This window comes from Paenibacillus sp. NPDC058071 (assembly GCF_042885235.1).
In the GTDB taxonomy this organism is placed as follows: domain Bacteria; phylum Bacillota; class Bacilli; order Paenibacillales; family Paenibacillaceae; genus Pristimantibacillus.
Window position 1 is genome coordinate 211683 of record NZ_JBHVSK010000006.1, and the last position, 23547, is coordinate 235229.

Genomic DNA, 23547 nt, shown 5'->3' on the forward strand with positions numbered 1-23547 from the left:
GCCGTTTGGAGCCTCAATTTAAAGTGGTAAACGGCAGAACGGGATGGTACAATATTCAAAGCCATTGCGCTGACAACTCGCGCTATACCCTTAAAATTAAATAGAGAAAAATGAAAAGCGAACAACGGACTTTAGGAGGAAATGCAATGACAGTTACCCAAAAATCGATTGATCAGCTTTCGATTGACACAATCCGTACGCTTTCGATCGATTCGATCGACAAAGCGAACTCCGGCCACCCGGGGATGCCGATGGGCGCCGCTCCAATGGGCTACCAGCTTTTCGCAAAAAATATGGTGCACAATCCGTCGAACCCAACCTGGATTAACCGCGACCGTTTCGTACTGTCGGCAGGCCACGGCTCAATGCTTCTGTACAGCTTGCTTCACCTGAGCGGCTACGATCTTCCAATCGAAGAGCTGAAGAACTTCCGTCAATGGGGCTCCTTGACGCCGGGTCACCCGGAAGTCGGCCACACGGCGGGCGTTGACGCGACAACCGGTCCGCTTGGACAAGGCGTTGCGATGTCTGTCGGCATGGCGATGGCCGAAGCGCAATTGGGCGCGACTTATAATAAAGAAGGCTTTAAAATCGTTGATCACTACACGTACGCGATTTGCGGCGACGGCGACCTGATGGAAGGGGTTTCCCACGAAGCAGCCTCGCTTGCGGGTCACTTGGAGCTGGGCAAGCTGGTCGTTCTGTACGATTCGAATGATATTTCCCTCGACGGCGAACTGAGCCTGTCCTATTCCGAAAGCGTGAAAAACCGCTTCGAAGGCTACGGCTGGCAAGTGCTTCGCGTAGAAGACGGAAACGACCTTGGCGCGATCGCCAAAGCGGTTGCGGAAGCGCAAGCCGTTGCCAACAAGCCGACTCTGATCGAAGTAAAAACGATTATCGGCTACGGCAGCCCGAACAAGCAAGGCAAAGGCGGCCACGGCGGTACGCACGGCTCGCCAATTGGCGCCGAAGAAACGAAGCTGACGAAGCGCTTCTATGGCTGGGACGAAGAATTAGCGTTCCATGTGCCGAATGAAGTGTCCGCTCACTTCGGAGAAGTGAAACAGAAAGGCGAGAAAGCGAACGAAGAATGGAACGCGCTGTTCGCCGCTTACAAGCAAGCGAATCCGGAGCTGGCAAAGCAATTCGAGCTGGCGATTGCCGGCGATCTGCCTGAAGGCTGGGACGCTGACCTGCCTGTGTACTCGACGGAAGATAAAGCGCTCTCGACGCGCGTCGCTTCCGGTAATGCATTGAACGGCCTGGCGAAAAACATTCCTTACCTCGCCGGCGGCTCTGCCGACTTGGAAAGCTCGACAATGACCCATTTGAAAGGCTTGACGCAATTCAAGCCAGGCAGCTACGACGGCCGTAACATTTACTTCGGCGTTCGCGAATTCGGCATGGCTGCGGCAATGAACGGCATCAGTCTGCATGGCGGCCTGAAAATTTTCGGCGGCACGTTCTTCGTGTTCACGGACTACCTGCGTCCGGCTGTCCGTCTGGCTTCGATTATGAAGCAGCCGGTGACTTATGTGCTGACGCACGACAGTATCGCCGTAGGCGAAGACGGCCCGACTCACGAGCCGATCGAACAGCTTGCTTCGCTTCGCATTATTCCAGGTCTGACCGTTATCCGTCCGGCTGACGGCAACGAAACTTCCGCGGCATGGGCTTATGCGGTTGAAAATAAAGAAAATCCAGTGGCGCTCGTTCTGACCCGTCAAAACTTGCCTATCCTTGCAGGTACGGCTGAGCATGCCAAAGAAGGCATTCGTCGCGGTGCTTATGTCGTATCCGAAGCAGCGAACGGCAAACCGCAAGCACAGCTGATCGCAACGGGCTCCGAGGTGCAACTGGCTGTAGCGGCGCAAAAGGCGCTGGCAGAAGAAGGCATCGCAGTGCGTGTTATCAGCATGCCGAGCTGGGATCTGTTCGACAAGCAGGACAAAGCGTACAAAGACTCCGTTCTGCTGCCTGACGTGAAAGCGCGCGTAGCGGTTGAGATGGCGCATCCGTTCGGTTGGGAGCGTTATGTCGGCGACCAAGGCACGATTATCGGCATCGACCGTTTCGGCGCCTCGGCTCCTGGCGACCGCGTCATTAAAGAGTACGGATTTACGGTTGAAAACGTTGTAGCAAAAGTAAAAGCTGTACTGTAGAGGAGACGGGAAAACAATGTCGCAATTCGAAAACGTAACAGTTATTAAAGAAGCTAATGTTTATTTCGACGGTAAAGTAACAAGCCGTGCTGTCGTATTTGCTGACGGAACGAAAAAAACGCTCGGCATTATGCTGCCAGGTGATTATGAATTCGGTACGGACTGCGTTGAAATTATGGAGATTCTGGCCGGCGATTTGAAAGTGCTTCTGCCAGGTGAAACGGAATGGGTACACATTCAAGGCAAAGGCGAATTCACCGTTCCGGCCAACACGAAGTTCAAGCTGCAAGTGGCGGCTGTTGCTGATTATTGCTGCTCGTATATTTACGAGTAAGAGTTAATGGATCAAAAGGAAGCCTCTGTTCCGCAACAAACGGAACAGAGGCTTTTTTGCATATGGGGAAATGTCATGATCCTTGTAGATAGCGCACTACTGGACGGGGGTAAGTAAGAATTCACCGTTTTGCTAAACAATCGTCATAGGATCGTGACATAAACGGTGCTTGAACGAATTGTTTTACAAGCCGATATCAGCTATTGTTGGGGTAGACAAAATAAGAGATACAAAGGAGAATTCGATGAAGGAACGGAATTACACGCCATTAATTGCGGTGCTGTCGGTTGTTCTCGTCGCCATTATCACCGTCTTGTTCTTCCTGCCGGCTTATGACGGGGATGTCCATTTCGACGTGACGATTTTGCCGCTGCTGAACGCCGTTTTTAACAGCTTTACGTTTATATTTCTGCTGGTCGCATTGACCGCGATTATAAAGAAAAACGTGAAGATGCATAAGCGGTTTATCGCCGCTGCCTTTACTTCGACGACGCTGTTTCTGGTTTGCTATGTAACCTATCATTATTTGACCGAGTCAACGAAGTACGGGGGAGACGGCATCCTGAAAAGTATTTATTTCTTCGTCCTAATCACACATATCGTGCTGGCGATCGTGGTCGTTCCGCTTGCGCTATTGTCGGTTGCGCGCGGCCTTTCGATGCAGGTGGAGAAGCATCGCCGCATTGCGAGATGGACAATGCCGATCTGGTTGTACGTCAGCTTCACTGGCGTTGTCGTCTACTTAATGATTTCGCCGTACTACGCATAAAGCTAAAGCGAAGGCGAAGGCGAAGGCAACACTCGATCCCGCTGTTGCAGAACGGCGGCTTGGAAAAGGCCCTCCGAAAGCGGGCGTTCAATTGAAAAAGCGGTGAAGGGAGTATGTGTATCCCTGCACCGCTTTTTTTGCATCCGCTCAACGCTTTCGAACCGAAAACCTTGAAGGTCATCGTTCCCGAACCGTCAACCTTGAAGGTTTTCGTTCCAATCTTGAGCCCTATTCGGTTTTTCCAAGCTTGCGTCCGATCCATTGCTCGTAAGCCCGTCCGACGACGGACATATCGAGCTCGCCTAGCCCCATGGAGTCTCCGATCTGGAACTGGCTTTTTGCCGCTTCCAGCATCGGTGTTGGCACCTTCAGGCTGTCGGAGAGGACGGAGGAAAGACGCAAGTCCTTCAGCATCAGCGCTAAGGAGAACTGCACGTCGAAATTGCCGGTCAGCAGTTTCTCGCCCTTCAACTCGGCTTGCTTGCTGCCAGCGGAGCCTGCACGAACGAGCTCCAGAAACGCCTGTCCGTCGAGCCCGCCACTCGCGGCAATCGCCATGCCTTCCGCAAGACCGACGATGTTGATGCCGACAATGGTGTTGTGGGCAAGTTTGGCCGTCGCTCCGCTGCCGTTTGGTCCCATCGGCAAAATTTTGCTGCCCATCGTGTTAAGCACAGGCTCTGCTTTCTGCAGCGTCTCGGCGGACCCGCCGACCATAAAGACGAGCGTGCCTTGGTCCGCGGCAGGCTTGCTGCCGGTTACCGGCGCATCGAGAAAGCTTGCTCCCAAACGTTCGGTTGCCGCCGCAAGCTCTTTCGCCAACGCTGGCGAAATTGTGCTGCTGTCGATTACGACCGCACCCGTCTGCACGGCGGATAATACGCCGTTTTCACCGAAATAAACAGATCGCACCGCATCGTCGTTGCTGATCATTGTAACGACCACGTCCGCTTCCCGCACGGCATCTGCAATTGTTGCCGCTTCAGTTGCTCCTAGCGCAAGCAGTTCTCCCGTTTTCCCAGGCGTACGATTGTATACCGTCACTTGGTAGCCCTTTTGCAGCAAATTAGCCGCCATTCCTAGTCCCATCACGCCTAGTCCAATAAACCCAATACGATTGCCCATTTCCATTTCCTCCTGCCAGCTTTGCCGTAAGTTCCCGGACGGGGCCGGCGCGGCCGGCTCGTCCATCGGTTTCTTCTATACCCATTATAAACTTTCTTCATAGCGATTTCATGGGCTGCAAGCTTGTTTTTACTTGGTAAATCCGATATCCTAAACTTTGAGTTAATAAAGTTACTGCAAACCATTTTCAGGGAGGCTTTATTCCATGAGCAAAACCGTAAAATTCGATTATAGCAAGGCGCTTGCTTTCCTTGGACAAAACGAAATTGATAATCTGACCGAGCAAGTCCGTCTCGCTCACAACCAGCTGCACGAAGGCACAGGCGCCGGTTCGGACTATCTGGGCTGGATCGATCTTCCGACTAACTACGATAAAGAAGAATTCGCCCGCATTAAAAAAGCGGCGGATAAAATTAAATCCGATTCAGAAGTGCTGATCGTTATCGGTATCGGCGGTTCGTACCTGGGCGCGCGCGCGGCTATCGAAATGCTGTCGAACTCGTTCTACAATCTGCAGACGAAAGAACAGCGCAAAACGCCGCAAGTGCTCTTTGCCGGCAACAACATCAGCTCGACTTATGTCACGCATTTGCTGAAGCTGATCGAAGGCCGCGAATGGTCGATCAACGTGATTTCCAAATCGGGCACGACGACGGAACCAGCTATCGCTTTCCGTGTTTTCCGCGAGGCGCTGGAGCGTCAATACGGCAAAGAAGAAGCTCGCAAGCGGATTTATGCCACAACAGACCAAGCTAAAGGCGCACTCAAAAAGCTTTCGACAGAGGAAGGCTACGAATCGTTCGTTATTCCGGATGATGTTGGCGGACGCTATTCCGTGCTGACGGCTGTAGGCTTGCTGCCGATCGCGGCTGCCGGTATCGACATCGACGCGATGATGCAAGGCGCTGCCGACGCATCTAAAGAATACAGCAACCCGAACCTGGCTGAGAATGAAGCTTATCAATATGCCGCTGCCCGCAACGCACTGTATCGCAAAGGCAAAACGACAGAGATTTTGGTCAACTACGAGCCTAACTTACACTTTGTATCCGAATGGTGGAAACAGCTGTTTGGCGAGAGCGAAGGCAAAGACTATAAAGGTATCTACCCGGCTTCGGTCGACTTCTCGACTGACCTGCACTCGATGGGCCAATTTATCCAAGAGGGCAACCGGAACATTTTTGAGACCGTTATTCAAGTGGAAAACGTATCTGAACACGTAACGATTGGCCACGACGATGCTGATCTGGACGGTCTGAACTTCCTGACAGGCAAGACGATGGACTTTGTCAATAAAAAAGCATTCGAAGGTACGCTGCTTGCGCATACAGACGGCCAAGTGCCGAACTTTGTTGTCAATATCGCTGATTTCTCGCCGTACACATTCGGCTACCTGGTCTATTTCTTCGAGAAAGCGTGCGGCGTCAGCGGCTACCTGCTGGGCGTCAATCCATTCGACCAACCGGGCGTAGAAGCGTACAAGCGCAACATGTTCGCGCTGCTCGGCAAACCCGGCTTCGAGAAAGAAAAAGCAGAGCTGGAAGCTCGTCTGTAATCCGGCTCGTCCGGTTCTTCTATAAGTGCGAGTTCAAAAAGACCGGTTTTCATCACCAAGAAGGTTGGATGAAGCTATGGAATGAGGAGCGGAGCGTAGTGAGAGCTACGTGAGTACCGGAAGTTCCGGCTGAATGCAAGATTCGCTGTCGAGTAGACCTCTTGGTAGACTAGACTTCGTGATCAAAAGTGGACTTTTTGAACAACCTCTATAAAGGTAACGGGAGCGGAAAGCTTATGAATTTGCAGCGTTATTCGACGGTCCGGGGTCCGGGAGAGGACGAGGTCGTCATTAAAAAATCCCGCTTCATCGGCTATGCGAAGCCGGTTGAAACCGAAGAGGAAGCGGTCGCTTTTATCGACGAGATTAAGCGAATGCACCGAACGGCTACCCACAACTGCTCGGCATATATGGTCGGGGAGCGGGATCAATTCCAGAAGGCTTCCGACGACGGGGAGCCTAGCGGCACGGCCGGCAAACCGATTCTAGAGGTCATTAAGAACAAGGGGCTTAAAAACGTCGCGGTCGTCGTGACCCGCTATTTCGGCGGCATCATGCTTGGCGCCGGCGGTTTGGTCCGTGCTTATACCGACGGGGCGGTTGCCGGCATCGAAGCGGCTGAAGAGATTACGAAGGTGCTGCACCGCGAGGTGTTTGTCGCCGTCGACTATACGTGGTACGGGAAGCTCGAGAACGAGCTGCATGGGCGCGGCACCCGCGTCGGCGGCACTGAGTTTGCCGATCGCGTCGTCGTCAAGTGCTTGCCGGAGACGCCGGAAGCGGAGGCGTTTATCGCCTGGATCGTAGATTTGACGCAAGGACAGGCGGAAATTACGATCGGCGAGGACATTTATTGTATTGATGGCGAACGGTAGTAGAAATCGTTCGATTGGACGAAGCAGAGAGACTCTGCTTCGTCCTTTTTTATGTCTGGATAAAAGCGGAGAAAGAGAAATAAATGTTAATTAAGGATTGACGAAACCAATTAAAGTCTGCTAAATTTATAATACCAAGTTGAATAATAGGAATTCTTTTGTTTATTGCATCTTCCTACGGCTCGAGCCGGCGGACTGGAGGTTAAGACAGAGTGAACGTCATGTTTCGCAGCAAGTTGTGGAGCTTCGGCTTCCGCAGCACAGTCATGCTCTATTTCGTTGTATTGATTGTACTGCCGATTCTAGGTATTTATTCGCAATCCTTTTCGCTAGGCTGGGAACCGCTGAAAGAAAGTTTGGTTGAACCGCTCGCATGGAAGGCCGTGCTGCTCACGATCAAGCTTGCTGCCATTGCAACGGTAATCAACGTGCTGCTAGGTACGCTGATCGGCTGGGTGCTCATCCGTTATCGTTTTCCGGGCAGAAGTTTTCTAAACAGTCTGGTTGATCTCCCGTTCGCATTGCCGACGGCCGTTACCGGGCTTATGATTTTGCTGCTGCTCGGACCGGGAAGCTTTATTGGAGAGCTTGCCGGGAAGCTCGGGTTCGAGATCGTCTTTCACGAGCCGGCTATCGTTATCGCGATGATGTTTGTCACTTTTCCTTTCGTCATTCGTGCTGTCCAGCCGCTGCTGGAGGAGCTTGATAAGTCGGAAGAGGAAGCGGCGTACACGATGGGAGCGTCGAAGAGCAGAACATTTTTCAGCGTAATCTTGCCGTCGATGCTTCCAGGCGTCGTTAGCGGCGGGATGCTCGCATTCTCTCGCGCTTTGGCCGAATTCGGCGCAGTCGTGCTCGTAGCTGGCAATATCCCCGGCAAGACGCTGATCGCTTCCGTCTACATTTTCGGAGAAATCGAAAGCGATAATCCGCAAGGAGCGGCTGCCGTATCGGTGCTTCTGCTCACGTTTAGTTTCATCATTTTGTGGACGGTCAATCTCGTTCAGTCGAGGAGGGCCCGCAAATGACGATAAGAAGGCTATGGATCGGCGTTGTTTATATCGTATTTTTACTGCTTCTTATTATTCCGTTAATCGAAATTGTGACCGGCGCCTGGTCTGACGGCTGGAGCGGCTTCAAGGAAGCGCTTATTCGTCCTCAGGCCATCCATGCGCTCGGTATGACTGCACTTATTGTCGTTATCGTCACTGCAATCAACACGCTGTTCGGCGTCATGCTTGCGCTGTATCTGGTCAGAGCGGAGTGGATCGGACCGAGGGTAAAAAGGCTGCTGAACAGCCTGGTCGACTTGCCGTTTGCCGTCTCTCCGGTAATCGGGGGATTAATGATCGTCCTGCTGCTCGGTCCGAATACGGTCATTGGCGCTTTGTTGGAAGGCACAGGCTTTAAGGTCGTCTACGCGCTTCCAGGCATGGTGCTCGCGACGTTGTTTGTTACTTTTCCGCTAATGGTACGGGAAGTGCTGCCGGTACTGCAGGAGATCGGTTCTCAGCAGGAGGAGGCGGCGTCGACGCTCGGAGCTTATTCCTGGTATACCTTCTGGAAAGTAACCTGGCCGTCGATCCGCTGGGGGGTTATTTACGGCGTAGTCTTGACGGTGGCTCGTTCGCTGGGCGAATTCGGCGCCGTGCTTGTCGTATCTGGCAACATCATGAACAAAACGCAGACGGCGACGACGCTTGTTTATCAAGATGTCGAGAACTTTAACGTGACGGCGGCCAACGGGGTCGCGCTCGTCCTTGCCGTTTTCTCGGTCGGACTGCTGCTGCTCATGGAATGGGCCAAAAAACGAAAGGAAGTGCATTAGCGATGCATATTGAAGTTCGTAACTTGAGTAAAAGCTTTGGCGATTTTCATGCCGTGCAGGATGTCAGCTTCGAGATCGAGAAGGGCCATCTGATCGGGCTTCTCGGACCGAGCGGCGGGGGCAAAACGTCCATTCTTCGCATGCTGGCGGGTCTTGAAACGCCGACGTCGGGCGATATTTTATTCCATGGCAAGCGGGTCAACGATCTGCCGCCGCAGGAGCGGGGAATCGGTTTCGTATTTCAAAACTACGCTTTATTCAAGCATATGACTGTCTATGATAACATCGCTTTTGGACTGAAAGTGAAGAAGCAGTCGAAGGAGCAAATCCGCGAACGCGTCATGTCGCTCGTTGAGCTGACTGGCTTGAAAGGCTTCGAGAACCGTTATGTTCACCAACTATCGGGCGGACAAAGACAGCGGGTTGCGTTCGCTAGAGCGCTTGCTCCGGAGCCGCAGCTGCTGCTGCTTGACGAGCCGTTTGCGGCGATCGATGCGAAAATCCGCACCGAGCTGCGCACTTGGCTGAAGGAAATGATCGAGCGGGTTGGCATAACGTCGATTTTCGTCACGCATGACCAAGACGAGGCGATTGAGGTCGCTGACGAAATTATGATTATCGGCAAAGGCAAGCTCGAACAGAAGGGCACTCCGTGGGATATTTACAAAAATCCGGAGACGCCGTTTGTCGCCAGCTTTATCGGCGAATCGACGATCGTCGAGGACTTGTCGGCGCTTAAGGGCTTCGAGGCGGCAGCCGCCCAGCCAGGAACGAAAGCGCTGATTCGTCCCGAGTATATCGAAATCGGCCGCCCAGGTGAGATCAAGCTTGCTTCGGCAGCGCTGGACGGCATCGTGAAGGACGTTCATTTTAGAGGCAGCGAATGGCTGGTCGAATTGACAATCGGTCATTCCACGAAGCTTATCACCTACCGATCGCTGGAGCAGGAAGTGCTTCGTCCGACTGAGCCGGTAAGCGTGCTTGTCCACCGGGCTTATCTGTTTAACGATCACAATAGTTGGATTGAGGAGAACCGGTTGAAAACCGATCCGATGCCTGTTCATATTTAACGCCATTTTCCCTTACGCGTTCCTACCATTTAAAATGATGAAACGAGTGGTAAGCAGACATGATAATCAAACGTATTATAACTCGGCGGTTGTTTGTGCTGTTGCTTGCCGTCCTCGCGCTGACGACGGCGGCGGGCTGCGGCAAGACGGCGTCGACAAACAACGGTCAGCCGCCCGCGGAGTCTTCCTCTTCAGAAGGCGATTTGACGCTTGTGATCGGCGCTTATACGGTCGTGAAGGATGCTTTAGAGGAGCTGCTGCCGGTTTTCCGCCAAGAATGGCTGGAGAAAACCGGACAAAAGCTGAATTTTCAGCAATCGTACGAGGCTTCAGGCACGCAGGCCCGGGCGATCGCTGGCGGCTTTGAGGCTGATGTCGCCATACTCGCGATGGAAGGCGATATCGACAAAATCGCCAAGGCCGGTTTTATTACGCATGATTGGAAATCGAGTGCCCATAACGGACTAATTACGAGGTCGATCGTTGTACTCGGGACGAGAGCTGGAAACCCGCTTGGAATCACCGGCTGGGAAGATTTGACGAAGAAGGGCGTTAAGGTGCTTTATCCGAATCCGAAAACGTCCGGAGGCGCCCAGTGGGACATTAACGCGATCTACGGGGCGGGTTTGAAGCTTTCGGAGGCGGAGACGGGAACGAAGGATCCAGAGTTTGCGAAAAGATTTCTAAAAGCGGTGCACGCGAACGTGGAGTCGCTCGACAAGAGCGGACGAGCTTCAATGGCCGCCTTTGAATACGGCGTCGGAGATGTCATTGTCACGTATGAGAATGAGCTGCTTGCACGCATTAAGCAAGGCGTCCGGTATGATATCGTCGTGCCGGAGCAAACAATATTGATTGAGAATCCTGCTGCTGTCGTCGATCGCATAGTCGACAAGCATGGTACGCGGGATGCGGCCGAGGCGTTCGTCGCCTTCCTGCAAAGCGAGAAAGCGCAGCGCGTCTTTGCCGAGTACGGGTTCAGGGCGGTTGACGAGCAGGTGGCGAAGGAAACGGAAGCTCGTTACGCGCAGCCGTCCGAACTGTTCGATATCGAATATTTGGGCGGATGGGACAGCGTCAGGGAGCAGCTGTACTCGAAGCGTGGCATCTGGTATCAGGTACTGGCCGATTTATAAATGAAGGTTACACGGCGAATCGCCGGTCCATTTTGTGCCGAACAGTCGGCGATGGACCGGCGGTTCGTTTTTGTACTGAACTCGGCAGACGGATCCGCGGTTCGTTTTTTTGTGCCGAACTGTTGGCAGACGGACCTGCGGTTCGTTTTTGTATTAGTCGAATGCGAGCCAGTTGGAGTAAACGGGCCGGTAAAGTGCATTTGTAAAGTCTGTGAGGCTTCGCAGGCGCTGTAAGGCGGTTTCCCGTCTTACATCGGGAAAAATCGAGCGCGGAAGGTGCTGTAAGACGGTTTTCCGTCTTACAGCGGGAAAAAGTGAGCGTGGAAGGGTCTGTAAGACGGTTTTCCGTCTTACAGCGGGAAAAAGTGAGCGTGGAAGGTGCTGTAAGACGGTTTTCCGTCTTACAGCGGGAAAAAGTGAGCGTGGAAGGTGCTGTAAGACGGTTTTTCGTCTTACAGCGGGAAGAAGTGAGCGTGGAAGGGTCTGTAAGACGGTTTTTCGTCTTACAGCGGGAAAAAGTGAGCGTGGAAGGGTCTGTAAGACGGTTTTTCGTCTTACAGCGGGAAGAAGTGAGCGCGACAGGCGTTTTGGAGCCTTACAACGAGGAAACCGAGCGCGACAGGGTCTGTAAGGCGCTTCGGAGCCTTACAGCGAAAAAAAGCGAGCGCGAAAGGATCTGTAAGGCGACTTGGAGCCTTACAGCGGGGGAAAGCGAGCGCGAAAGGATCTGTAAGACGCTTTGGAGCCTTACAGCGGGAAAAAGTGAGCTTGATAGGGTCTGTAAGGCGCTTCGGAGCCTTACAGCGAAAAAAAGCGAGCGCGATAGGCGCTGTAAGACGCTTTGGAGCCTTACAGCGAGGAAAAGCGAGCGCGATAGGGTCTGTAAGGCGACTTGGAGCCTTACAGCGAAAAAAAGCGAGCGCGAAAGGATCTGTAAGACGCTTTGGAGCCTTACAGCGGGGAAAAGCGAGCGCGAAAGGATCTGTAAGACGCTTTGGAGCCTTACAGCGGGAAAAAGTGAGCTTGATAGGGTCTGTAAGGCGACTTGGAGCCTTACATCGAGGAAAAGCGAGCGCGAAATGATCTGTAAGACGCTTTGGAGCCTTACAGCGGGGAAATGAGAACACACGGCTAGGAAAAGCGAGCGCAGGCGAGCCCCTCCCAAGTCCTTTCGATCCCATCTGTGTACCGTATCTGCTGCGTCAGCGCGTTCAAACGAAAAAAACCAGCCCGAGGGTGAACGAAACCGCTCACCCTCAGGCTGGTTAGCATAGACGCTCCACAAGGACGCGACTAAGCGACTTTAACTTTACACTTAGCCTTTCAATGGAGCGAGCACAAACTTATCGATGACATGCTTCACGCCTTCTTCGTTATTGCTCAGCGTCACATAATTGGCCAATTCTTTCAAAGCGGGCAGCGCGTTGCCCATCGCAACGCCGAGTCCGGCGGTTTCGATCATTTCACGGTCGTTCCAGGCGTCGCCGATCGCGATGGTCTGCTCGATGCCAAGGCCGAGATGCTCGGCCATGAAGCGCAGCGCGTGGCCCTTCGTTCCTTCGATATGCGTGAACTCCAAATAATGAGCCTTAGATTTGGTCATATGAACGCTGCCACCGACGATCGGCTTCAGCTCCTCGATCATCCGGTCGAGGACGGCCGGTTCGTCAATAATAAGCAGCTTCGTATTGGGACGCTCAAGCAGCGATTCCATATCGTCGGCGACGACGAACGGGATTTTGGACAGAGCGGAATAATTTCTAGCTCGCTCGTTGTCTTCTTTTACATAAAGCACATCATCTACATAGAACTGCAAGTGCAGGCCGCGCTCTTCAGCAAAGGCGTACAATTGTTTAACGACGGGAACGGGCACGTAGCGCTCGTACAGCACTTGTCCGTCCAGCAGTGTCTTGACCAGCGATCCTTGATACGTAATGATCGGGACGTTCAATTCGATCTGTTCGGCAATTTTACGGGCCGAAGCGTACATCCGACCGGTGGCGAGCGTCACGGTAACTCCGTTTTGGATGGCCTCCGCCAGCGCCAGCTTCGTTCCTTCTGTAACGACTAGTTCATCGTTCAAGAGCGTGTCGTCGACATCGATAGCGATTAACTTATACATAAAGCCGTTCAAGCTCCTCTCCGTTACTTCTCTCTTTGCAAAGCTAGACTGATTGTACCCGAAAATAAAGTCGGGGTACAAGGGATCCGGTCGAATAGGTTATAATGGGATAGGTTTCTACTATGCCACTTGAGCGGGGGATGGAAAATGAAATTCAAATGGGGAATTATCGGCAGCGCCAATATTGCGGTACAGAAAGTGATTCCGGGCATTCAGCAGTCGGAGCTTGGCGAAGTGACGGCGATTGCGAGCCGGGGCATCGACAAAGCGGAGGAAGCGGCGAAGAAGTTGGGAATAACCAAAGCTTACGGTTCTTACGAGGCGTTGCTTGCCGACAAGGAGATCGACGCCGTATACATACCGCTGCCTAATCATTTGCATAAAGAATGGACCATTAAAGCGGCCAAAGCGGGCAAACATGTGCTGTGTGAAAAGCCGATTGCGCTGACGGCCGCCGAGGCAAAAGAAATGATCGACGTATGTCGCGAGGAGGGCGTTGTGCTGGCAGAAGCCTTTATGTACCGTCATCATCCGCGTTACGATCAAATTCGCGCGCTGATCGCGGCTGGCGAGATTGGCGATATACGCGGCATTTCGGGTGCGTTCACCTTCAACGCGCCTGAAAATCTTGCTAACGTACGCTTCCAATCCGAATGGGGCGGAGGCGCTATCTATGATGTTGGCTGCTACCCGCTTAGCGCGGCAAGATTGCTGCTTGGCAAAGAGCCTGAAGCAGTCACGGTCCATTCTTTCTTTGCCGAAACCCATGACGGAGTCGATATGATGTCCTCCGGCTTGGCTGAGTTTTCTGACGGAGTGGCGCTGCGGTTCGATTGCGGCATGTGGGCTGAATCGCGAAACCAGCTGGAGATTGTAGGCTCGCAAGGACGTATCGAGCTGCCGAATGCGTTTGCGCCAGGTGAAGAAGACCAATACATCGTCTACCGAAATGGCGAGAAACGAGTTGAAGCGGCAGCCAAGCTGAATACGTATACGCTGCAAGCTGATCGTTTCGTCAAAGTTGTACGCGGCGAGGCGGCTCCCGTTGTCGGCGAGTATGATCCGCAAGCCGGAATGGCGGTGCTGGAAGCATGCCTGCAGTCTGCACGTACGCGGAGCAGAGTCGTTCTCTAGGACGTCTCCTCCCGTCCCATCCCCCTCGATTATGAGCTGCTAGAGCGTGAAAATGTCCGCTTCGGCTAAAGTAGCTGAGGCGACGTTTGGCATCTGGAATAGAAGAGCAGGATAAAGGGGAGCCTGTGCTTGCCGGATTCATCCTTTGTACGATGGACGGGCATCGCCCGACGAAGCATTGTCTTCGCCTTACGATGCGCTTCTATTTCAATGCAAGACATATAGAAGTCGAGGAGTGACTGAAGTGAAATATTTTACAAGCGCTGCCGCTAAACAGCGAGCGTTGGCTTTGGCGGCGCTAGGCGGCGTACTGCTGCTTGCGGCCGGATTCGGATTAGGCTTGCTTTGGATGGGCAATAAATATCCGATGCTCCGAGAGCCTTCCTTTCGCAATTTTACCGTTTCGTACGAGACGATATTGGATGACTACTTGAATGAGACGAAGCCCGAGGATTTGATTAACGGAGCTGCTACTGGGATGGTTTCGTCGCTAGGCGATCCTTATTCGAAGTACTTGGTAAAAGAGCTTGGCAACGCTTATACACAAGGCTACGAAGGCGAGTTCTCCGGTATCGGTGCGGAAGTGCGCGAGGAGGATGGCAAATTTGTCGTCTCCGGTTTGACGAAGGGCGCTCCAGCCGAGAGAGGCGGAATTAAGCCGGAAGACGTTATTGTTGCTATTAACGACCAGCCGGTTGCAGGGAAAACGTTTCAGGATTTAATTGCGCTGCTGCGCGGTGACACCGGAACGGAAGTGAAGCTGACGCTGCGGCGGGGCGAGCATACCGAACCGGTCGAAATCAAGTTGAAGCGGGAGACGATCGCGCTCCACAGCGTCTCTTCGGAAATGCTCGAAGACGGCGTCGCTCACCTCACGATTACCCGCTTCGTTCAGACGACGGCCGATGAGTTTAAGGACGAAATCGCCAAGCTGAAGGAGCAGGGCATGACGAAGCTGCTGCTTGATCTTCGTTCCAATCCCGGCGGATTGCTGCAGCCGACGATTGAAATTGCTAATCTGCTCGTACCCGACGGCAAAGTGGTTCTTCAAGTTGTCTACAAGGACGAGAAAAAGATCATCACGTACAAATCGAAGCAAGAAAAGCCATGGACGGTTCTGATTGCGGTGCTCGTCAATGGACAGTCCGCCAGCGCAGCAGAGGTGCTGACCGCTGCACTCAAAGAATCGGCCGGCGCAGTCGTGATCGGCGAGAAAACGTACGGCAAAGGCGTCGTTCAAGCATTCCAGCAGTTTAAAGACGGCTCTGTGCTGAGTCTGACTGAAGCCCAGTGGAAGACGCCTGGCGGCACTTGGATTCATAAGGCGGGCGTTACGCCGGATGAAATCGTAGCGATGCCTGCCTTTGCGAGCTTAAGACCGCTGCCGCTCGGAAGCGAGCTGAAGAACGGAAGCTATGGCGAGGATGTAAAAACGCTGCAGGCGATGCTCAGGGAACTCGGCTACAGTCCGACAGGCCGTGAGGGACTGTTCGAAACGGAAACGGAGCAAGCGCTTAGCCAATTCCAACGAGACGAGGGACTTCCTGTAACTGGCCGGTTCAACGACCGCACCGCTTATCGCATACTGGAGCAGTTGAGCGAAAAGCTGAAACGCGAGGATGCCCAGCTTCAAAAAGGACTGGAATTGTTGAAAAAATAAACCGATCTCTTCGTCCCGCTATTGACAATATGAATGATAATCATTATCATCAAACATATGAGATCAAATTACACCGTTGCGGCATCGGGGTGACAGGATGAAGAAGATCAAATATTGCTCGCGCAATATGAAAAACAACGGCACAAAGCCGGTCTACAAAGCGATGAAAGCGAAGTTTCCGGATATCAAGATGAAGAAGAAGGATTGCTTGGGCAACTGCCGCACGTGCAAGCACGAGTGCTTTGTCATGATCAAATCGGATACGGTTAGCGCTTCTTCGGCAGACAAATTGTATAAGCAATTGAAGCGAATGATCGGTTAGACGCATTTACTTGCGAAAATCGACATTTTTCCAAGGGACGGCTTTTGCCGTCCCTTTCGTTTGTGTTAGAATAAGGATAAATCTAGAAAGCTGAGGTGCATATGCGATGAATGATAAATTAGCTGAAGCGTTAAACGAGCAAATGAATTTCGAATTCTATTCGGCGCAAGTGTATCTGGCAATGGCAGCATACTGCTCGGGAGAGAGCTTGGATGGATTCGCAAACTTCTTTATTATCCAAGCCGAAGAAGAACGATTTCATGCAATGAAAATATACAAGTTCCTGAACGACCGTAACCGCCGCGCTATCGTAACCGGCATGGGCGATCCGAAGAACGAATATGATTCGATGCTTGATGCGTTCGAGCACGGCTACGCACATGAGCAGCAAAACACGAAGCGTTTCTACGATCTGGCGGATTTGGCGCTGAACGATCGCGAGCACGCGACGATGTACTTCCTGAAATGGTTCATTGACGAGCAGGTTGAGGAAGAAGCGTTGTTCGACGGCATTATTCAAAAGCTGAAGCGTATCGAAAAAGACAGCAACGCCTTCTACATGCTGGATGCGGAGTTTGCACAGCGTACATTTGTCGCTCCAGCCGAATAACATCATGAAGAAAGGGACTAGCAGCGAGGCTAGTCCCTTTTTTTATGATCATAAAGGAGAGTTTATCCGATGATTTTTACCATTCAGCGTTTGTTCGGTTTTCTGCTGCTATTGGCAGGGGTCGTATTTCTGTTCGCTCATCTAGGAATAGGTGCGGGACTGCTTGTTGCGGGCTTCTTGATGATCTCGCTCGCTGAAATTGTCGAGGTGCTGCGATCAATGCATCGCCGGCAATTGGGTACGGTCTACACCGAAGACCAGTTCAGCATCGTTGTCTCCAGCTCGCCGAAGCCTCGTGTCTTCTCCCAGGACTTGCAAATTAATCCTATAGACGGAGAACGCTACCCGCTGCTGACACTGGACGGCGAATTGTATTTGCGGGCCAAACCGCTCCTTAATTATATGGAGCAAGAGGACAAGATTTATCGCTTCTCTTTTCCGGAGGTCGAGCCTGTTGCACTCATTTGTGAAAGCTTTTATACAAGAGACTGCCGCCTGTTCGGGTTTCACGATCAGGTTTTCGTCAAGCTCAACGCTCTCCCGCTCGCTTGGGAGTGGAAGAACGGCGAGTTGACCCTTAGTCTGGCGCGCGAAAGCGACGCCTTGAAGCAGGCAAGCAAAGTTTGGACCGGCCAATCGTCATCGGATAGCTTGGAAAAGGATTGACGAGCTATTCATAAGCCGACAGTAGAAACGGCGATACGGCGGCTTGCTTTCCCCTGTAGTAGGAAGGCGAGCTAATATACAGCTCCTCCTGTGCCCTCGTCACAGCGACGTAAGCGAGGCGTCTCTCTTCTTCAATCGCTGCCTCGCTTTTGTTGTCGCCCGATTGAATAGCAGAACGGTCGCTGTTCTTGTCGGCGGCAAGCGCCGAGCTATGCGGCAATATGCCTTCCGAAACGCCGCAAACGAAAACGACGGGAAACTCCAGCCCCTTCGACTTATGGATCGTCATAAAGCTGACGGCGTCGGCATTGCGTTCGTCCAGCTTAAGCTTCCCCATCTCTTCGTATTTACGGGCGATTTCGTCGATAAAATTGATAAAGACGTCAACCTTCTCGAACCTTTTCGCTGCGCTTTCCAATTCGTCGAGCATTTCCTTCAAGGCGTCTTTATGCTCGGTTAACGCCGCCGAATGGCCTGCGGTATCGAGATATTGATCGTAAAATTGGCTGCGAAGCAGGCGAATCGCCGCCTCCGGCCGCATTGTCTGCAGGGAGCGAATCAGCTTGATTCGCTCTTTTATTTTTTCTCGATGAAATTCCTTAATGCTTGGAAACCGCGTCAGATGAATAAGCGGCCACTTCTTCGCTTGCTTCTTTTCCTCGTTCCATATGAAAGCCATCGCTTCCTCCGGCTTCACGTACAGTGTTGCCAGCATCGCTTCCATCGCATCGAAATTGCGGCGATCAATCGAAAGCCGCAAATGCGCGATAATCGGTTTAATAATGCGCTGCTCGTAAAGTGAATCGCCATTGCCGTAATCGATGAATGGCACTTGCCGCAGCACCAGCTGTTCGAACACGGCGCGGCTGCTGCTTGCTGTGCGGAACAGAATCGCCATGTCGCCAAATTGCCGAACGCCTCTCTTTTGCTTGTCGACGATGGTGTTTACGATTAGCTCCGCTTCATCGTCCGTATTGCCAGGGCGGGCGAAAACGGGAGGAGTGCCGTGAGGCTTAGCGGTTTGCAGTCGTTTGTTCCTTCTTTGTTTGTTATGGCGTATAATGGCGTTGCCGAGACCGACGATACCCGAACCGGATCGGTAGTTGACGTCCAGAACGACGCTGCGGGCTCCTGCAAAATGGCTTTCAAATTTTAAAATATAATCATTCCGGGCGCCGTTGAATGAGTAAATCGTTTGATCGTCGTCGCCGACCGCCATCAGATTAAGCCGAGGTTCGGCGAGCAGCTTGACCAGCTCGTGCTGAACGTGGTTGGTGTCCTGGAACTCGTCGATCATGATGTACCGGAAGCGGCCGCGCAGCTGGCCCAGCAGCGTCTCGTCACTGCGAAGCAAGCGGTAAGCTTCCAGCAGCATATCGTCGTAGTCCAATAAATGCTCGTCCCGCTTCCAGGCCTCGTAGCTTTCGAACAATTGCTTCATGTCCCGCTCTTCTTCGGTTGAATCGGGCATGTCCTTGAGCTCAATCAATTCCATTTTATAGGCGGAAAGTACGGTGATGAGCGTTTCCGGCTGGTACGAATCATGTAAATTGCGCTGTCTGAGCAGTTTTTTGAAAAAGAGCTGCTTTCGTCCGCTTTCACCTAATATCGCATGCTTATAGCCGTTTCTTCTTAACAGCAGCAAGCAGAACGAATGGAAGGTACGCGCTTCGATTTGTCCGGCTGTATCGGGGGCGATGCCTGGCAGTTCGCCGATTCGCTCGCGCATTTCTTCCGCCGCTTTTTTAGAAAAGGTCATGAGCAGCATATGTCGCGGAGAGATCCCCCTGACAGCCATTAAGTATCCGGCCCTGCAGACTAGGACGGATGTTTTGCCCGAGCCGGCTCCCGCAAGTGTCAGCAATGGGCCGTCCCCGTGGCGGACGGCAGCGATTTGTTTTTCGTTCAAGCGTATGCCCCGGGACTCCAGCGCCCGAAAATAGTAGGCGTCCGCATCTCCATCAGGGATTAAGTGGACGCTCGTTCTGACGTCGGCAGCCGGGGCGGGAGCTATATTTTTGTTTGTGATGCCGTATGGTCTTTTGAAATAAGCATACGGGACGGCATTCGCCCGTTGTCCATTATTCGTTTCAGTTCTCTTCATTTCTTAATCACCTGCTCTAGATTATAGCATGATAGAAGAGACCGCAATGCGAGAAAATAGGATAACTGCCATGAGTGAGCGAATCCGAATGTTGTGAGATCAGAAAGTATAGTGCTGCCAAGCGTTTACAATATCCAAAAAAAGTAATTGTTAGCTGTACGTTGACAAAGGAAACTTTATCCATTATTATACATACCAACGGTTGGTATCTTAAAGGAGCATTCGAATGGCTAGAAATAAATATCCAGAACAAACGCTTGGGCTTATCCTATCGGTTTCAGCAAAATTATTTACGGAAAGGGGTTTTGAGAAAACGAGTATTCAAGACATTATTGATGAATTGGGAATGTCTAAGGGAGCCATCTATCATCATTTCAAATCAAAAGAGGATATATTGGATGCGGTAATGGAACAACAGTTTAGCTATGCCGCACAGATGCTTGAGAATTTAATTCGCAACACACAAGCACCAAGTGCGCGTGAGAAGCTTGCTAGTATCTTGGAGAATATTGTGGCAGATCAAGATGCGCATTCGATCGACGGTGTATTGAGTACTCAGCTTAAAAATCCACAGTTTGTTGTGATGGGCATCAAAGAAGGCGTAAAGAACGACGCTCCTATTATTGCACAGATTATGATGGATGGCAGAGAGGATGGATCGATTACAACGGAGTATCCGATTGAATGCGCTGAAGTATTTATGCTGCTCGTGAATATATGGATCAACCCGTTGCTGTTTGGTCGCAAGCTGGCAGAAACAACGAGTCGCCTCCAATTTCTGCAGCAGATGATGCGTCAGTTGGGTGCGGACATTGTCAGCGATCAGTTAATTCAGAAGATTGTTGAGCGCCATTCTGATATCGGAGGCTATGCACAGGATGAACAGTGACATTGCTGTCAAGACGGAAGGGCTAGTCAAGACATTTTCCGGCGTCGAGGTCATTCGGGGCTGCACAATGACGGTCAATAAGGGAACAATCTATGGGTTTCTAGGCGGCAATGGCGCAGGGAAGACTACGGTTATGAAGATCTTGACCGGACTATTGCATCCGACAGCAGGGAAGGCAACCGTCTTGGGGATGGATGTTACGGTGAACAGAGATGAAGTACTTCGTCGTGTCGGCAGCTTAATCGAGGTTCCTGTATTTTTTGAACAGGTCTCGGCAGAAGAGAATATGACATTGCACCTGGCTTATATGGGCATGAAAGATGTAAATATTACAGAGGTTCTCGAGAAGGTAGGGCTCGTAAATACTGGTGATCAGCCAGTCTCGAAATTCTCACTTGGTATGCGTCAGCGCCTCGCGATCGCAAGAGCCTTAATTCATCAGCCCGAATTATTAATCTTGGATGAACCGCTTAATGGACTCGATCCGATGGGGATCCGTGACATAAGAGAGTTACTGTTGAACCTGACTCATCAGGAAGGGATGACGATTCTTCTATCGAGCCACATTTTATCGGAGATTGAGCATATCGCTGATACAGTCGGCATAATTGCACAAGGCAGGGTCGTTCGTGAGATGAAGCTTGAAGAGATTAAGCAACAATATCCGAGCGGTTTGGAGGCGTATTTCTTCGGAATGATGAGCGGAGGTCATGAACTTGCTTAAGCTGATGAAGTTGGAAATTAGAAGAAATCGCATGCGTGCCTATATGAGTGCAAGTCTAATCATATGTATGGTTCTAGTTGGATTCATCTACTTTATTTCTTATGTAGCAAAAGTGGAGAATGAAGTTGATTTTCAAAAATACCCGAATATCTTTTTGTTCACGGCCATTATTAGCATGATTATGTTTTCTATTCTATCAGCCGTTATGTACGCCAGGTTTGTGATCGAAGAGTATTCGGGGAAAAAATTACTGCTTCTATTCTCATATCCCATTAATCGCAAGGAATGGCTGCTCTCAAAATTGGCTATTGTGATGGGTTTTACGACAACAGCTATGATTCTATGTAACATACCTCCTTTTCTACTATTTTGGCTTACAGAATCCATCTCACCGATCGTAAACGACTCCCTTACGCTAGATTTATTATTCTCCATGTTGAAGATCATTATCGTATTATCCATTTGTGTAAATGGAATAAGTTTGATCGCCATGCGTATTGGCTTCATTCAGAAGTCGATACCGACGACAATTGTAGCTTCCTTTATTCTGTGTGCATTGTTTGGTAATGCCGTTATCGGAAGCTTTGGCAACGATACTATATTAATGTTGATCTTACTGATTATCGTCGCAATTGGTGTAATGATTATTCTCAATCTCATGAATACTGTGAACCGCATGGAGATTGAATAAGGATGAATATTCAAAAGGAAATGCTAGGAGTGTATGGATGTGCATGCAAATCACAAGTTATCTATTCAAAAGCAACAACGAATCACAGAAACGATAACAGATGTCTCCGTTGACTGGTTGACGGGTCATGTTCGAATTCTGCCTAGTGAAAGCAACGAGATTCGAATTATTCAACTGACAAATGGGAAATTATCGGAGGCAAAACTCTTCCATGTTGAAGTTATAGGCGGGAGACTGTCTATTGTAGACGGGCGTAAGAGAGCATTTAAGCTAGGTCTTCATTTTAGCAATACAGTCTTGGAGGTATATCTTCCTAAAGCTCAGTTGAAATCCTTGTCGCTGATTTCATCAGGAGGACATCTTGAGATAGTGAATCTGAATGCAGATCGCTGTAAATGCAACACAACATCAGGCAGCGTGCAGCTGTCAGGTACGATCGAAGAACTAGAGCTTCATACAGTAGGAAGTCCCGTGAGGGGTGAGTCTATAACCTGTCATACGCTGTATATTCGCGCTATCTCCTCTAAGATCGATCTGTATGGCAGTTACACAGAACTTGACGCACATACGTCAGGACGAGGTCTTATGGTTAGATCATCAACGATGCTGACACGAATTCGTTCAGTATCAACAGCAGGACCAGTTGTCATATCGATTCCAGAGAATGATGGTTTTACCCTTCGTTTCAAGAAGGTGTCAGGTCCGTATAAGAGCGATTTTCCACTGGAGAAAACTCAAGACGTACTCGTTTATAAAGATGGAGGAAGCAGCTTTGAAGCTGAAGTAAGAGGCGGCTCCTTCACTATTCAAAAAGGATAGATGATACCGTGAGGAGGTTAACTGTATGGAACCAGGATGGATTGTTGGAACCAGCGTAGCTGTACTCGTCTTATTGGCCGGGATTGTTGGAATTGTGACCAGCAGGCAGAAAAGACAGCGAAATCGATGGGCAGGCTGGTTTATCTTGTTTGGCTGCTGCGCGATAGTAAGTGCATTTATTAATTACAGCTTGAATCCATCTTAGAACAGAAGCCTTCTGAAATATCGCTTTTGACTTAGAGAACTGACAAAGGAGGAGCCTGAACCGATGAGTCCTATAACGTCGGTTCGGTAACTCCAATACTTCATGAGGTGAAGTCCATAAGCCTCAGCGGCTGCATTATCAGATGATGTTCGACTGAACAGGTGCTCATGATGTATTGCGGATGATGGAGGATATGAAATCTGAGGTTAAATTGTTCGAAACCTGGAGTTGATGCTTCAGAAAAATCATAATTGCTCATATGATCCGTGACACCAGTACCTTTCATCTTGAGATAGCTTTCTTTAAGTGTCCAGTACTTAATAAACAGAATACCTGGATCGTCAGCTATCGTTAATTGTTCCATTTCTTGTTTGCTGCAGACGTAAGAAGCAAGTTTATCATCGTAGTCCATCATGTTTTGAACATCAATACCGATTTCGCTGCAGGAGATCGCTACCGCAACACAACATTCACAATGACTAATATTAAAATGAATGTGCGGGTAATCAAGTAAATAAGGTTTATGATTATCCTTATATCCGAAGTGTACCTGCTCGTCTATGCCATATTCTCTGCGCAAACCATGTTGCAGAATTAAGTAAGAAATGATGCTTAATTTCTGATCAATAAGGCGTTTATATCGACGGACTTTCTGCTGCCTTTCAAGCGGGAGTCTGTCGATATATTGATCACACAAGCCATCTGTAAATTGCTCCATAGCATCAAAATAGTAGATCATGGTTT

Annotated in this window: 24 protein-coding genes; 20 read left to right on the forward strand and 4 right to left on the reverse strand. The window is 50.7% G+C overall.

Annotated features, from left to right (window positions below; all coding sequences use genetic code 11):
• Positions 1-146 precede the first annotated feature (146 nt).
• From tkt to ACFVTB_RS12555, 3 genes are all read left to right on the forward strand, one after another.
• On the forward strand, positions 147-2165 hold the full coding sequence (gene tkt, locus ACFVTB_RS12545) for a transketolase (protein WP_387749016.1): 2019 nt from the start codon (positions 147-149) through the stop codon (positions 2163-2165).
• Positions 2166-2181: 16 nt separating this feature from the next.
• On the forward strand, positions 2182-2499 hold the full coding sequence (gene ppnP, locus ACFVTB_RS12550) for a pyrimidine/purine nucleoside phosphorylase (RefSeq protein ID WP_387749019.1): 318 nt from the start codon (positions 2182-2184) through the stop codon (positions 2497-2499).
• A 244-nt stretch (positions 2500-2743) separates the two neighbouring features.
• Positions 2744-3268 (forward strand): DUF420 domain-containing protein, encoded by a 525-nt coding sequence (locus tag ACFVTB_RS12555; RefSeq protein ID WP_387749022.1) that lies wholly within the window; start codon positions 2744-2746, stop codon positions 3266-3268.
• Between the two features lie 228 nt (positions 3269-3496).
• On the opposite strand, the gene ACFVTB_RS12560 is transcribed toward ACFVTB_RS12555, so the two are convergent.
• The gene (locus tag ACFVTB_RS12560; RefSeq protein ID WP_387749024.1) at positions 3497-4393 is read right to left on the reverse strand and encodes an NAD(P)-dependent oxidoreductase; all 897 of its coding nucleotides are present in this window, start codon (positions 4391-4393) and stop codon (positions 3497-3499) included.
• 205 nt (positions 4394-4598) lie between these two features.
• On the opposite strand from ACFVTB_RS12560, the gene ACFVTB_RS12565 reads away from it, so the two are divergent.
• The 7 genes from ACFVTB_RS12565 to ACFVTB_RS12595 all read left to right on the forward strand — a co-directional run bounded on the left by ACFVTB_RS12565 (position 4599) and on the right by ACFVTB_RS12595 (position 11978).
• Positions 4599-5948: a glucose-6-phosphate isomerase gene (locus tag ACFVTB_RS12565; protein ID WP_387749027.1), complete on the forward strand. Its 1350-nt coding sequence runs from the start codon at positions 4599-4601 to the stop codon at positions 5946-5948.
• Positions 5949-6184: 236 nt separating this feature from the next.
• Positions 6185-6823, forward strand: a complete 639-nt coding sequence (locus tag ACFVTB_RS12570) for a YigZ family protein (protein WP_387749030.1) — start codon at positions 6185-6187, stop codon at positions 6821-6823.
• 221 nt (positions 6824-7044) lie between these two features.
• Entirely contained in the window at positions 7045-7851 is an 807-nt protein-coding gene (gene cysT, locus ACFVTB_RS12575) for a sulfate ABC transporter permease subunit CysT (protein WP_387749392.1), read from the forward strand.
• Between the two features lie 2 nt (positions 7852-7853).
• Positions 7854-8651 carry a sulfate ABC transporter permease subunit gene (locus ACFVTB_RS12580; protein WP_387749395.1) on the forward strand — a complete coding sequence of 266 codons (798 nt, stop codon included), beginning with the start codon at positions 7854-7856 and terminating at the stop codon, positions 8649-8651.
• Positions 8652-8653: 2 nt separating this feature from the next.
• Positions 8654-9721 (forward strand): sulfate/molybdate ABC transporter ATP-binding protein, encoded by a 1068-nt coding sequence (locus ACFVTB_RS12585; RefSeq protein ID WP_387749033.1) that lies wholly within the window; start codon positions 8654-8656, stop codon positions 9719-9721.
• 59 nt (positions 9722-9780) lie between these two features.
• Positions 9781-10857, forward strand: a complete 1077-nt coding sequence (locus ACFVTB_RS12590; RefSeq protein WP_387749036.1) for a sulfate ABC transporter substrate-binding protein — start codon at positions 9781-9783, stop codon at positions 10855-10857.
• Between the two features lie 365 nt (positions 10858-11222).
• Positions 11223-11978, forward strand: a complete 756-nt coding sequence (locus ACFVTB_RS12595) for a hypothetical protein (protein ID WP_387749039.1) — start codon at positions 11223-11225, stop codon at positions 11976-11978.
• Between the two features lie 194 nt (positions 11979-12172).
• Here the strand turns inward: ACFVTB_RS12595 and ACFVTB_RS12600 are convergent, their stop codons facing one another.
• Positions 12173-12979, reverse strand: coding sequence for a Cof-type HAD-IIB family hydrolase (locus ACFVTB_RS12600; protein ID WP_387749042.1), 807 nt, complete (start codon positions 12977-12979; stop codon positions 12173-12175).
• Positions 12980-13126: 147 nt separating this feature from the next.
• On the opposite strand from ACFVTB_RS12600, the gene ACFVTB_RS12605 reads away from it, so the two are divergent.
• The 5 genes from ACFVTB_RS12605 to ACFVTB_RS12625 all read left to right on the forward strand — a co-directional run bounded on the left by ACFVTB_RS12605 (position 13127) and on the right by ACFVTB_RS12625 (position 17371).
• Positions 13127-14113: a Gfo/Idh/MocA family protein gene (locus ACFVTB_RS12605; RefSeq protein WP_387749044.1), complete on the forward strand. Its 987-nt coding sequence runs from the start codon at positions 13127-13129 to the stop codon at positions 14111-14113.
• Positions 14114-14357: 244 nt separating this feature from the next.
• The gene (locus ACFVTB_RS12610; protein ID WP_387749047.1) at positions 14358-15773 is read left to right on the forward strand and encodes a S41 family peptidase; all 1416 of its coding nucleotides are present in this window, start codon (positions 14358-14360) and stop codon (positions 15771-15773) included.
• Between the two features lie 97 nt (positions 15774-15870).
• Positions 15871-16095: a DUF1450 domain-containing protein gene (locus ACFVTB_RS12615; protein ID WP_387749049.1), complete on the forward strand. Its 225-nt coding sequence runs from the start codon at positions 15871-15873 to the stop codon at positions 16093-16095.
• A 106-nt stretch (positions 16096-16201) separates the two neighbouring features.
• On the forward strand, positions 16202-16705 hold the full coding sequence (locus ACFVTB_RS12620; protein WP_387749052.1) for a ferritin: 504 nt from the start codon (positions 16202-16204) through the stop codon (positions 16703-16705).
• Positions 16706-16774: 69 nt separating this feature from the next.
• The gene (locus ACFVTB_RS12625) at positions 16775-17371 is read left to right on the forward strand and encodes a hypothetical protein (RefSeq protein ID WP_387749054.1); all 597 of its coding nucleotides are present in this window, start codon (positions 16775-16777) and stop codon (positions 17369-17371) included.
• Positions 17372-17375: 4 nt separating this feature from the next.
• Here the strand turns inward: ACFVTB_RS12625 and ACFVTB_RS12630 are convergent, their stop codons facing one another.
• Positions 17376-19475, reverse strand: a complete 2100-nt coding sequence (locus ACFVTB_RS12630; RefSeq protein ID WP_387749057.1) for an ATP-dependent helicase — start codon at positions 19473-19475, stop codon at positions 17376-17378.
• A 226-nt stretch (positions 19476-19701) separates the two neighbouring features.
• Between ACFVTB_RS12630 and ACFVTB_RS12635 the strand changes: the two genes are divergently transcribed.
• The 5 genes from ACFVTB_RS12635 to ACFVTB_RS12655 are packed head-to-tail and all read left to right on the forward strand — an operon-like array spanning position 19702 to position 22803.
• Positions 19702-20364: a TetR/AcrR family transcriptional regulator gene (locus tag ACFVTB_RS12635; RefSeq protein WP_387749060.1), complete on the forward strand. Its 663-nt coding sequence runs from the start codon at positions 19702-19704 to the stop codon at positions 20362-20364.
• Positions 20354-21088 carry an ABC transporter ATP-binding protein gene (locus ACFVTB_RS12640; RefSeq protein WP_387749062.1) on the forward strand — a complete coding sequence of 245 codons (735 nt, stop codon included), beginning with the start codon at positions 20354-20356 and terminating at the stop codon, positions 21086-21088. The genes ACFVTB_RS12635 and ACFVTB_RS12640 overlap by 11 nt, the downstream gene beginning before the upstream one ends.
• Entirely contained in the window at positions 21075-21779 is a 705-nt protein-coding gene (locus tag ACFVTB_RS12645) for an ABC transporter permease (protein WP_387749065.1), read from the forward strand. The genes ACFVTB_RS12640 and ACFVTB_RS12645 overlap by 14 nt, the downstream gene beginning before the upstream one ends.
• A 33-nt stretch (positions 21780-21812) precedes the next feature.
• The gene (locus ACFVTB_RS12650; protein ID WP_387749068.1) at positions 21813-22598 is read left to right on the forward strand and encodes a DUF4097 family beta strand repeat-containing protein; all 786 of its coding nucleotides are present in this window, start codon (positions 21813-21815) and stop codon (positions 22596-22598) included.
• A gap of 25 nt (positions 22599-22623) precedes the next feature.
• Positions 22624-22803: a DUF308 domain-containing protein gene (locus ACFVTB_RS12655; protein ID WP_387749070.1), complete on the forward strand. Its 180-nt coding sequence runs from the start codon at positions 22624-22626 to the stop codon at positions 22801-22803.
• Between the two features lie 100 nt (positions 22804-22903).
• Here ACFVTB_RS12655 and ACFVTB_RS12660 read toward each other — a convergent pair whose 3' ends face one another.
• Positions 22904-23542 (reverse strand): 4'-phosphopantetheinyl transferase family protein, encoded by a 639-nt coding sequence (locus ACFVTB_RS12660; RefSeq protein WP_387749073.1) that lies wholly within the window; start codon positions 23540-23542, stop codon positions 22904-22906.
• Positions 23543-23547 lie beyond the last annotated feature (5 nt).